Here is a 10796-nt window from a genome sequence, read left to right on the forward strand (position 1 = left end):
CACCAGGAGGAACCGCACTTCGAGCCCCCACCAGGAGGAGCGGGACTTGAAGACCGACCCGCCGTCCGGGACGCTGAAATCCCCTGCTTTCCCCCGAGCGGGCGCCGACCGGTGCGGAGGCCGACGATGACAGCCATGTTCGATCAGGAACTGCGCGAACAGCTCGCCCAGGCCCGCCGGGACCTCGCGGCGGCCCGGGCCGAAGGGGACGCCGACGGCGTCCAGGCGTACGAGGGCCGGGTCGCCTCGCTCCTGCGGCTCGCCGCCCAGCACGGCATCGACCTGCCGCACAGCGTCGACGAGGAGGAGCACAACGAGTAGCCGGCCCCGGACGCGGCGGAGGCGGTCACCCCGAACGGGTGACCGCCTCCTGCCGTGACGCGCCGGCGCCGGGGATCACTCCCCGGTCGGCTCCAGGATCGCCACGCACTCGAAGTGGTGGGTCATCGGGAACAGGTCGAAGGCCCGCAGCGACACCGGCCGGTAGCCGCCCTCGCGGAAGAACTTCAGGTCCCGGGCGAGCGCCGCCGGGTCGCAGGCCACGTACGCGATCCGGCGCGCCTCCAGGCCGACCAGGTGGCCGACGGTCTCGCGACCGGCGCCCGAACGCGGCGGGTCCAGCACGATCAGGTCGGTGGCGGTGATGCCGGTGCGCGGCAGCAGCGTCTCGACCCGGTCGCACTCGATCTGCACGTTGTCCAGCGCGGCCAGGTTGTGCCGGGCGTCGACCACGGCCTGCTTGGCGGACTCGATGCCGAGCACCGCGCCGTCCTCGCCGATCCGGTCGGCCAGCGCGCCCGCGAACAGGCCGACGCCGCAGTACAGGTCGAGGGCGTTCTCGCCCCACTGCGGGTCCAGCCCGTCCAGCACGGCGTCGACCAGGGTGTCCGGCGCCTCCGGGTGGATCTGCCAGAAGCCGCCGTTGCTGATCCGCCAGGTCCGCCCGGCGGCCCGCTCGCGCACGAAGGAGCGCCCGTGCACCTTGTGCACGTCGCCCTGCTCGTCCACCCGGGCGATCGACACCGGCTTGTCCAGCTCGACCAGCGGCAGCTGGGCGCCGTCGCGCGGGGTCAGCACCACCTGACGGTCGGAGGAACCGGTCGCGGCGATCACCTCGACGTTCGCCACGCCCGGCCAGTCGCGGGACTCGATGCCCAGCTCGGTGACGCCCTCGGCGGCGATCAGGCAGCGGTCCACCGGCTGCACCTCGTGCGAGCGGTACTTGCGCAGACCGACCTTCCCGGTCTCGGCGTCCACCGCGTACTGCACCCGGGTGCGCCAGGCCGGCACCTGCCCGGCCGGCAGCTTGCCGCCGACCGGCTCGACGCTGCCGTCCCAGCCCGCCTCGGCCGGGGTGAGCCCGGCCAGCTTGGCCAGCTGCTCGGTCAGCACCGCCGCCTTGAGCTTGCGCTGCCCGCCCGGTGTGACGTGCTGCCAGTCGCAGCCGCCGCACTTGCCCGGGCCGGCGAACGGACAGGGCGCCTCGATCCGGTCCTTGGCCGGCTCCAGCACCTCCACCGCGTCGGCCCGCAGGAACCGCGAGGTGGTGGTCCCGTCGGTCACCAGCGCGACGACCTTCTCCCCGGGCAGCGCGTGCCGCACGAACAGCACCCGCCCCTCGTGCCGGGCCACGCAGTGCCCGCCACCGTGCGCGACCGGGCCGACCTCGACCTCGTAGCGCTGCCCGACCAGCGGCTCCCCGGACGGCGCCTCGGGCCGCGACGGCCGCGCGGCGGCGGTGCGCAGCGCCTTGGGCGGTCGCACCGCCTGCTTGCGCGGCGCCTTCCGGCCGGCCCCGGCGGCGCCCTTCGGCGCGTTCTGGGCGGCGTCCTTGCCCGCGCCCTTCGGCGCGCCCTTGCCGGCAGCACCGCCCGCGGAAGCCTTGCCCGCGGAAGCCTTGCCCGAGCCGCCCTTGCCCGAGCCCTTCCCGGTGTCCGGCCCGGTGGGCTCCCGGTCCTCCCTCTCGCCCGGGACGATCGGCGCGGTGCGCGCGGTGAGGCCGTCGCGGTCGGTGGCCTCCGGACGGGCCGGCCGGCCCCAGCGCGGCCGGGAGACCTGCCCGGGCTGGGAGCCGCCCCGGCGGGCGCCCTTGCCGGAGGAGCCCGAGGAACGGGGCGGAGTGTTGCGGGTCACTGGGAGGAGTCCTTGCTGCGGTCGGAGGTGTCACCGGCGTTCGCACCGGTGGAGGAATCCTTCGACTTTACGGCCTTCGGCGCCCGTGGCTCGCCACGCCGGACGGCACCCGGCGCCGACCAGGCCTTCTGTGGCCTGCGCCGCTCCGAGGACTCCAGCTGCCACGGTACCGAAGTGACCATCACACCGGGCTTGAACAGCAGCCGCCCCTTGAGCCGCAGCGCGCTCTGGTTGTGCAGCAGGTGCTCGTACCAGTGGCCGACCACGTACTCCGGGATGTACACCGAGACCACGTCCCGCGGGCTGCTGCGCCGCAGGTTCTTCACGTAGTCCAGGACCGGCCCGGTGACCTCGCGGTACGGCGAGTCCAGCACCTTGAGCGGCACCTCGATGCCGCGTTCGTCCCACTCCTGCCGCAGCGCCGCGGTGTCCGCCGGGTCGACGTTCACCGTGACGGCCTCCAGCGTGTGGGCCCGGGCCAGCCTGGCGTACGCGAGGGCGCGCAGCGCCGGCTTGTGCAGCTTGGAGACCAGCACGATGGCGTGCACCCGGGTGGGCAGCACCACGTCGTCCGGCTCCTCGGCGGCGATGAGCTCGTCGGAGACCCGGTCGTAGTGCCGGCGGATGCCCTTCATCATCACGAACAGCACGGCCATCGCGGCGATCGCGATCCAGGCGTGGCTGATCTTGGTGACCAGGACGACGATCAGCACGGCCATGGTCATCACCAGGCCGAAGGCGTTGATCGCCCGGCTGCGCTGCATGCGGCGGCGCTCGGCCGGGTCGGTCTCGGAGCGCAGCAACCGGGTCCAGTGCCGGATCATGCCGGACTGGCTCATGTTGAAGGCGACGAAGACGCCGACGATGTAGAGCTGGATCAGCCGGGTCGGGTCGGCGTCGAAGGCGAGGATCAGCAGAACCGCGGCGATCGCCAGCAGGATGATGCCGTTGGAGAAGGCCAGCCGGTCGCCGCGGGTGTGCAGCTGGCGCGGCAGGTAACGGTCCTGGGCGAGGATCGAGCCGAGCACCGGGAAGCCGTTGAAGGCGGTGTTGGCCGCGAGCACCAGGATCAGCCCGGTGACGGCCGCGACGAAGTAGAAGCCGGGCGTGAAGTCGTTGAACACCGCCTCGCTGATCTGCGCCAGCGCGGTCTTCTGGTGGTAGTCCGGCGAGGCGCCGACCAGCTGTTCGGCCGGGTTCTCGGCCATCTGGACACCGGTCAGCCGGGCCAGCCAGATGATGCCCATGAACATCACGACGGCGATGCTGGCCATCATCAGCAGCGTGGTGGCCGCGTTCTTGCTCTTCGGCTTGCGGAAGGCCGGCACGCCGTTGGAGATCGCCTCCACACCGGTGAGCGCGGCACAGCCCGAGGAGAACGCCTTCAGCAGCAGGAACACCAGCGCGAAGCCGGCCAGCGAGTCGTTGCCCGGCGTGGCGGCGAGGTGGAACCCGGAGCTCTCGGCGGGCATGTCCTGGCCGAGCACGAAGTGCCGGAACACCCCGTAGCCGACCATCCCGATCACGCCGATCATGAAGGCGTAGGTCGGGACGGCGAAGGCGCTCCCGGATTCACGCACACCGCGCAGGTTCATGCCCATCAGCAGCACGACCACGACCACCGACAGCACCGCTTCGTGGCCGCGCAGCGCGGGCACCGCGGAGACGACGTTGGCGACGCCCGAAGTCGTCGACACGGCCACGGTGAGCACGTAGTCGACCATCAGGGCGCTGGCGACCACCAGACCGGCGGCCGGCCCGTGGTTGACGGTCGCGACCTCGTAGTCACCGCCACCGCTGGGGTAGGCGTGCACGTTCTGCCGGTACGAGGCGACCACGGCGAGCATCACGATCGCCACGACGACGCCGATCTGCCAGGAGAAGTGGATCGCCGAGGCGCCCGCGAGGGAGAGGGTGAGCAGGATCTCCTCGGGGGCGTACGCGACCGAGGAGAGCGCGTCCGAGGCGAACACGGGCAGCGCGATCCGCTTGGGCAGAAGCGTCTCGCCCAGCTTGTCACTGCGTAGGGCGCGCCCGATGAGGAGGCGTTTCGGAAGGTCAGTCGGCATAGGCACGTTAAGGAATCGTAGGGGCTCCCCGGTCGAGGCTCGCCCGTTTGTCCCCCCCTTCGTCGCGACTGCATTCGGTGGACCGGCTAGCGTGTCGGATACGAGCCGGTGGGCAACACTCTGGTTGTCGAGTGTTGCCGGGTCGGCGCCCCCACGATGAACCTCGTCCCGGACGACCGGGCGGGAAACGGAGCTGAACGGTGTTTGCGCAGGTCAAGGCCCCTTCGGGACGGGTGAGGTAAGCGCCGGTGCACATCGTGATCATGGGCTGCGGCCGCGTGGGCTCCGCCCTCGCCAGAGCACTGGAGAAACAGGGCCACTCGGTGGCCGTGGTCGACCAGGACCCGACCGCGTTCCGTCGGCTGGGCGCCGGGTTCAACGGCCGGCGCGTCACCGGCGTCGGCTTCGACCAGGACACCCTGCGCGAGGCGGGCATCGAGGAGGCCGGCGCCTTCGCCGCGGTCTCCAGCGGTGACAACTCCAACATCATCGCCGCCCGGGTGGCCCGGGAGAACTTCGGCGTCGAGAACGTCGCCGCCCGGATCTACGACCCCCGCCGCGCCGAGGTGTACCAGCGCCTGGGCATCCCCACCGTGGCGACCGTCCGCTGGACCGCCGACCAGATGCTGCGCCGGCTGCTGCCGAGCGGCGCCGAGCCGCTGTGGCAGGACCCGAGCGGTGGCGTGCAGCTCGCCGAGGTCGCGTACGACCCGCGCTGGATCGGCCACCGGATCAGCAAGCTGGAGGAGGCCTCCGGCGCCCGGGTGGCGTTCGTCACCCGGCTCGGCGAGGGAGTGCTCCCCTCGCCCCAGATGGTGGTGCAGGAGGGCGACCTGGTGCACGTGATGCTGCGCCGGGCCGACCTGACGGCCGTCGAGGCCGCGTTCGCGCAGGGGCCGAAGGAGGAGGGTCACTGATGCGGGTCGCCATTGCCGGAGCCGGTGCCGTGGGCCGCTCGATCGCGGGCGAGCTGCTGGAGAACGGCCACGAGGTCCTGCTGATAGACAAGAACCCCAACTCCATCTCGGTGGAGCGGGTTCCGATGGCGGAGTGGCTGCTGGCCGACGCCTGCGAGATCACCTCACTGGACGAGGCCGCGCTCCAGCGCTGCCACGTGGTGATCGCCGCGACCGGTGACGACAAGGTCAACCTGGTCGTCTCGCTGCTCGCCAAGACGGAGTACGCGGTGCCGCGGGTGGTCGCCCGCGTGAACAACCCCAAGAACGAGTGGCTCTTCAACGAGTCCTGGGGCGTGGACGTCGCCGTCTCCACCCCGCGTCTGATGTCCGCGCTGGTCGAGGAGGCGGTCAGCGTCGGCGACCTGGTCCGCCTGATGCGCTTCAGCCAGGGCAACGCCAACCTGGTCGAGCTGACCCTGGCCTCCGACACCGAACTGGTCGGCACCCGGGTCGGCGACGTGCTCTGGCCGCAGGACACCGCGCTGGTGACCATCATCCGCGAGGGCCGGGTGCTGGTGCCGGGCAAGGACGACACCCTGGAGGGCGGCGACGAGCTGCTCTTCGTCGCCGCGCAGGAGCGCGAGGAGGAGCTGGAGCAGCTCCTCTCGGCCACCTCGGGCGCCCAGTAGTCCCGGGACGCACAGCGGAAGGGCCCGCACCCCTCGTCGGGGTGCGGGCCCTTCGCCGTCACTCGGGCCGGCCGGCGGCTACTTCGCCGGCTCCTCCTCGTCCAGCTGCGCCTTGATCGGCGGCGGCGCCTTCAGGAGGATCTGCCAGGTCACGTACATCGCCAGCAGCAGCGGCGGGATGCCGAGGGCGACCTTCAGCCACCCCAGCAGGTTGACGTTGTGGGTGAAGTAGAGCGGGAAGAGGATCACCGGCTTGAGGCCCATGATCAGCACCCAGGCCCAGGTCGCCTTGGTGTAGGCGGCCAGGCGGCCCGGGTTCTCCTTGCGCCAGGTGAACATCTCGCCGGTGATCGGGCCGAGCATCACCCCGATCATCGGCCAGCGCACCAGCGCGGAGACCGCCAGGGCGATGCTGTAGCCGACGTTCCAGAGCAGGCCGGGCAGGTAGAAGTCCTCGGCCTTGCCGCTCTTCATCGCGATCCAGGCGCCGAGGGCGACACCGAACACCCCGCTGAAGGCGTGCTGGATGGTCTCCCGCTTCGCCAGCCGGGCCACCACGAGCAGGGCGCTCAGGCCCAGCGCGGCCCAGGCCGAGGTGCTGACCTGGTGGGTCAGGTTGTAGGTGACGATGAAGACCAGGCCTGGCAGCGTCATGTCGATCATGCCGCGCACGCCGCCGAAGGCCTGGAGCACGGTGTCGGCGGCCTCCTTGGAGGCGGCCTTGCGGGCGGCCTCCGCGTCCGCGGGGTCGACGGCCAGGTCGAACTGGGCGGCGGCCTCGCCGCCGGGCTGGTTGCTCACGCTCATTCGCTCCCGTGTCCGACCGGACGCAGCTCATAGCGGGGGTTGAACAGCACGCGGCGCCCGCGTGCGTGACCGATGCGGCCGCTGGCGACCAGCCGGCGGCCGGGCTCTATCCCTGCGATCGAGCGGCGGCCGAGCCAGACCACGTCCAGCGCCTCGGTGCCGTCGAAGAGTTCGGCCTCCAGGGCGGGCACACCCGCCCTGGGGCGCAGCGTCACCGTGCGCAAAGTGCCCGCGACGGTGACCAGCTCGCGGTCGCCGCAGCCGGCGATCGGTGTGCAGCCGGACTCCGCGGCGTTCTCCTGCCGCAGCTCCTCGGCGGCCAGCTCCTCGGCCGAGGAGGTCAGTCGACTGAGCATGCGGCGGAACCGCCCCTGCGACTGGGCGCTGCTGTTGTCACCACTCATGTCGGAAGGGTACCGGGTTCGGGCCCCCCGGCGGCAGGTCGTTCGGCCGCCGGGGGCAGCCGCGGTCAGCTCTCGAACCGGTATCCCATGCCCGGTTCGGTGATGAAGTGGCGCGGGTGCGAGGGGTCGCGCTCCAGCTTGCGGCGCAGCTGGGCGAGGTAGACCCGCAGGTAGTTGGTCTCGGTGCGGTACGCCGGGCCCCACACCTCCTGCAGCAACTGGGTCTGGCTGACCAGCCGCCCGGCGTTGCGGACCAGTACCTCCAGCAGGTGCCACTCGGTCGGTGTGAGGCGGACGTCGGCGCCGTCCCGGTTGACCTTCTTGGCCGCGAGGTCGACGGTGAAGGACTCGGTGACGACCAGCGAGTCGGCCTCCCCGGCCACCGGCTCGGCCCGCCGCACGGCGGCCCGCATCCGGGCGAGCAGCTCGTCCATGCCGAACGGCTTGGTGACGTAGTCGTCGGCGCCGGCGTCCAGGGCCTCGACCTTCTCGTCCGAGGCGTGCCGGGCCGACAGCACGATGATCGGCACCCGGGTCCAGCCGCGCAGGCCACGGATCACCTCGACCCCGTCCATGTCGGGCAGGCCCAGGTCGAGGACGACCACGTCCGGATGGCGGGCCGCGGCCAGCTCCAGGGCGCTCGCGCCGTCATGGGCCGCGTCCACCTCGTACTTGCGGGCCTTGAGGTTGATCACCAACGCGCGGACGATCTGCGGTTCGTCGTCCACGACGAGGACCCGGGTCATGTGCGGGCTCCGCCTTTCGGGGCTGTCTGGCTTACGGACTGGGACTGGCTCTACGACTTTCGCTGCGGCGCGCGGCCCCGGAGGGGTGACGGGTCCGCCCGCGGGGTGACGGGCCCGGCCGGTGCGCCGCCGGTTCTCAGGTGATCAGCTCCGGGAGCGGATCGCCACCCTCGCCGCCCGGCTCCCCCGTATCGGGCGGCCGTTCGACCACGGGCAGGCTGACGACCATGGTGAGGCCGCCGCCCGGGGTGTCCTCGGCGGTGACGGTACCGTCCATCGCCTCGACGAAGCCGCGCGCCACCGCGAGCCCGAGGCCCACCCCGGCGCCGCGCGGCGCGTCCCCGTACCGCTGGAACGGCGCGAAGATCTTCTCCTTGGCCTCTTCGGGCACGCCCGGGCCTCGGTCCACGATCCGCAGCTCGACCCGGGACGCCTGCCCCGGCTGCCGCAGCTCGTCGGCCTTGACCAGCACCTTGACGCCGTCCGGGCTGTACTTGACGGCGTTCTCCACCAGGTTGGCCAGCGAGCGCTCCAGCAGCCCGCCGTCGGCCCGGACCATCGGCAGCGTCTCCGGCACCTCCAGCCGGACGGACTCCGGCGGAACCCCACCGAGCGCGAAGGGCACCACCTCGTCCAGGTCGGTCTCCTGGAACAGCGGGGTGACGGTACCGGTCTGCAGGCGGCTCATGTCGAGCAGGTTGTTGATCAGGTGGTCCAGCCGGTCGGCCCCGGCCTCTATGCCGGCCAGCAGCTCGGCCTCGTCCTCCGGGTCCCAGTCGACGTCCGCCGAGCGCAGCGAGCTCACCGAGGCCTTGATGCCGGCCAGCGGGGTGCGCAGGTCGTGCGAGACGGCCGCCAGCAGGGCCGTCCGGATCCGGTTGCCCTCGGCCTCCCGGCGGGCCTCGGCGGCCTCCCGGGCCAGCCGACGGCGCTCCAGCACCACGGCGGCCTGCGCGGCGAAGGCCCCGAGCAGGCGCCGGTCCGCGCCGGGCAGCACCCGGCCGCGCAGCACCAGCGCCAGGCTGTCGCCGACCGGGACGTCCACGTCCGCCTCCTCCGGCCGCTCCGGCGGGCGCGGGCCGGCGGAGGCCACCGGTGCCCAGGCCGTGAGCGGATCGGGCCGCTCCAGCAGTGCGGCGCTCTCCTGCCCGAAGGTCTCCCGGACCTGTTCCATCAGCGCGGTGAGCACCCCGTCGCCGTTGGGCGCGCCGCGCAGCACCGTGCCGGCCAGCGCGCTGAGCGTCTGCGCCTCGGTCTGGCTGCGGGACGCCTGCTGGGTGCGCCGGGCCGCGAGGTCCACCACCGACGCCACCGATATGCCGACGATGGTGAAGATCGCCACCGCCATGATGTTCTGCGGCTCGTTGATGGTGAAGGTGTGCAGCGGCGGGGTGAAGTAGTAGTTCAGCACCGAGGACGCGACCAGCGCCGAGCCGATGGCCGGCAGCAGCCCGCCGACCAGCGCCGCGCACACCGTCAGCGACAGGAACAGCAGCATGTCGGTGGAGAGCCCCAGCCCGCCGATCGTGGTCAGCACGACCGCCAGCACCGGGGGCCCGACCAGCCCGATCAGCCAGCCGGCGACGGTCCGGGTGCGGCCCAGGTCGGTGATCCGGCGGACCGGTATCTTGCCGCGCCGCCCGTGCCCGGCGTGCTCGTGGGTGACCATGTGGACGTCGATGTCCCCGGCCTCCCGGGTCACCGTGGTGCCGACGCCCGGCCCGTACAGGTACTGCCAGGCGGGCCGTCGGCTGGTGCCCAGGACGATCTGGGTGGCGTTCACGCCCCGGGCGAAGTCCAGCAGCCCGGCGGCCGGGTCGTCGCCGAGGACCGAGTGGAAGGAGCCGCCGAGGCTCTCCACCAGCGCGCGCTGCTCGATCAGCGTCTGCGGCGAGCCGGAGCCCACCAGCCCGTCCGAGCGGGAGATGTGCACGGCGAGCAGCTCACCGCCGGAGACCCGAGCGGCGATCCGGGCCGCCCTGCGGATCAGCGTCGCCCCCTCGGGCCCGCCGGTCAGGCCCACCACGATCCGCTCCCGGGCCTGCCAGGTGCCCTCGATGCCCTGCTCGGCCCGGTACTTCTGGAGGTACTCGTCCACCCGGTCCGCGGTCCACAGCAACGCCAGCTCGCGCAGCGCGGTCAGGTTGCCCGGGCGGAAGTAGTTCGCGAGCGCGGCGTCGATCTTCTCCGGCGCGTACACGTTGCCGTGCGCCAGCCGCCGCCGCAGTGCCTGCGGGGACATGTCCACCAGCTCGATCTGGTCCGCCCGCCGGACCACCGCGTCCGGGACCGTCTCGCGCTGGCGCACTCCGGTGATGCCCTCGACGGCGTCGCCGAGCGACTCCAGGTGCTGCACGTTGACGGTGGAGATCACGTCGATCCCGGCCGCCAGCAGCTCCTCGACGTCCTGCCAGCGCTTCTCGTTGCGGCAGCCGGGGACGTTGGTGTGGGCCAGCTCGTCCACCAGGGCCACCTGCGGGCGGCGGGCGAGGACGGCGTCCAGGTCCATCTCGGAGAAGCGGGCGCCGCGGTGCACCACCTGCTGCCGCAGCACCACCTCGAGGCCGGCGACCATGTCCGCGGTCCGCCGGCGGCCGTGGTCCTCCATGAAGGCGACCACGATGTCCGTACCGCGCTCCTGCCGCCGGTGCGCCTCGGCGAGCATGGCGTACGTCTTGCCGACCCCGGGGGCCGCCCCGAGGTAGATGCGCAGCCTGCCTCGTCCCATGAGCACCATTCTTGATCCGACACGGCCCGGAGGACACCCCGGACACCTGTTCCCCTCGCCTTCGAGACTACGGCGTGCGACGCGATTTTCCGCTGAACAGTGCGTTGATCAGGCGGTTTTAGCGGCATATTGACGGCGGAGCAGCCACTCGGCGGGGGTCGTTCGGGAGGGGTGCGAGGCTGCCCCGGGGCCGGCCCGGCTCGTCGGGCCGATCTGGCCCGGAAATGCGAAGAACCCCCATCCGGAAACCGGATGGGGGTTCTTCTGAAGAATTGTTCGGCGGCGTCCTACTCTCCCACAGGGTCCCCCCTGCAGTACCAT

The 10796-nt window shown here is 72.3% G+C and carries 9 protein-coding genes; 3 read left to right on the forward strand and 6 right to left on the reverse strand.

What is annotated here, in order from left to right; all coding sequences use genetic code 11:
• Positions 1 to 135 precede the first annotated feature (135 nt).
• Complete coding sequence (locus ABZ449_RS31325) at positions 136 to 321, forward strand: hypothetical protein (protein ID WP_049659994.1); 186 nt, start codon at positions 136 to 138, stop codon at positions 319 to 321.
• A 75-nt stretch (positions 322 to 396) separates the two neighbouring features.
• Here the strand turns inward: ABZ449_RS31325 and ABZ449_RS31330 are convergent, their stop codons facing one another.
• Positions 397 to 1746 carry a class I SAM-dependent RNA methyltransferase gene (locus ABZ449_RS31330; RefSeq protein ID WP_360352925.1) on the reverse strand — a complete coding sequence of 450 codons (1350 nt, stop codon included), beginning with the start codon at positions 1744 to 1746 and terminating at the stop codon, positions 397 to 399.
• Between the two features lie 383 nt (positions 1747 to 2129).
• Complete coding sequence (locus tag ABZ449_RS31335) at positions 2130 to 4208, reverse strand: APC family permease (RefSeq protein WP_360352913.1); 2079 nt, start codon at positions 4206 to 4208, stop codon at positions 2130 to 2132.
• Positions 4209 to 4450: 242 nt separating this feature from the next.
• Here ABZ449_RS31335 and ABZ449_RS31340 point away from each other — a divergent pair, with 242 nt between their 5' ends.
• On the forward strand, positions 4451 to 5119 hold the full coding sequence (locus ABZ449_RS31340; RefSeq protein WP_360352915.1) for a TrkA family potassium uptake protein: 669 nt from the start codon (positions 4451 to 4453) through the stop codon (positions 5117 to 5119).
• The gene (locus ABZ449_RS31345; protein ID WP_360352917.1) at positions 5119 to 5790 is read left to right on the forward strand and encodes a TrkA family potassium uptake protein; all 672 of its coding nucleotides are present in this window, start codon (positions 5119 to 5121) and stop codon (positions 5788 to 5790) included. The genes ABZ449_RS31340 and ABZ449_RS31345 overlap by 1 nt, the downstream gene beginning before the upstream one ends.
• A gap of 78 nt (positions 5791 to 5868) precedes the next feature.
• On the opposite strand, the gene ABZ449_RS31350 is transcribed toward ABZ449_RS31345, so the two are convergent.
• The 4 genes from ABZ449_RS31350 to ABZ449_RS31365 all read right to left on the reverse strand — a co-directional run bounded on the left by ABZ449_RS31350 (position 5869) and on the right by ABZ449_RS31365 (position 10475).
• Complete coding sequence (locus tag ABZ449_RS31350; protein WP_360352919.1) at positions 5869 to 6591, reverse strand: DUF3159 domain-containing protein; 723 nt, start codon at positions 6589 to 6591, stop codon at positions 5869 to 5871.
• Between the two features lie 2 nt (positions 6592 to 6593).
• Entirely contained in the window at positions 6594 to 7001 is a 408-nt protein-coding gene (locus ABZ449_RS31355) for an OB-fold nucleic acid binding domain-containing protein (RefSeq protein ID WP_360352921.1), read from the reverse strand.
• A gap of 65 nt (positions 7002 to 7066) precedes the next feature.
• Complete coding sequence (locus tag ABZ449_RS31360) at positions 7067 to 7747, reverse strand: response regulator (RefSeq protein WP_049657530.1); 681 nt, start codon at positions 7745 to 7747, stop codon at positions 7067 to 7069.
• A 136-nt stretch (positions 7748 to 7883) separates the two neighbouring features.
• Positions 7884 to 10475 (reverse strand): sensor histidine kinase KdpD, encoded by a 2592-nt coding sequence (locus tag ABZ449_RS31365; protein WP_360352923.1) that lies wholly within the window; start codon positions 10473 to 10475, stop codon positions 7884 to 7886.
• Positions 10476 to 10796: the final 321 nt, after the last annotated feature.

The organism is Kitasatospora sp. NPDC005856, assembly GCF_040629945.1.
GTDB lineage: Bacteria > Actinomycetota > Actinomycetes > Streptomycetales > Streptomycetaceae > Kitasatospora.

Coding starts and splice junctions, on each gene's coding strand:
- ABZ449_RS31365 (WP_360352923.1), bottom strand. CDS start 10,475: ATGGGACGAGGCAGGCTGCGCATCTACCTCGGGGCGGCCCCCGGGGTC.
- ABZ449_RS31355 (WP_360352921.1), bottom strand. CDS start 7,001: ATGAGTGGTGACAACAGCAGCGCCCAGTCGCAGGGGCGGTTCCGCCGC.
- ABZ449_RS31360 (WP_049657530.1), bottom strand. CDS start 7,747: ATGACCCGGGTCCTCGTCGTGGACGACGAACCGCAGATCGTCCGCGCG.
- ABZ449_RS31325 (WP_049659994.1), top strand. CDS start 136: ATGTTCGATCAGGAACTGCGCGAACAGCTCGCCCAGGCCCGCCGGGAC.
- ABZ449_RS31345 (WP_360352917.1), top strand. CDS start 5,119: ATGCGGGTCGCCATTGCCGGAGCCGGTGCCGTGGGCCGCTCGATCGCG.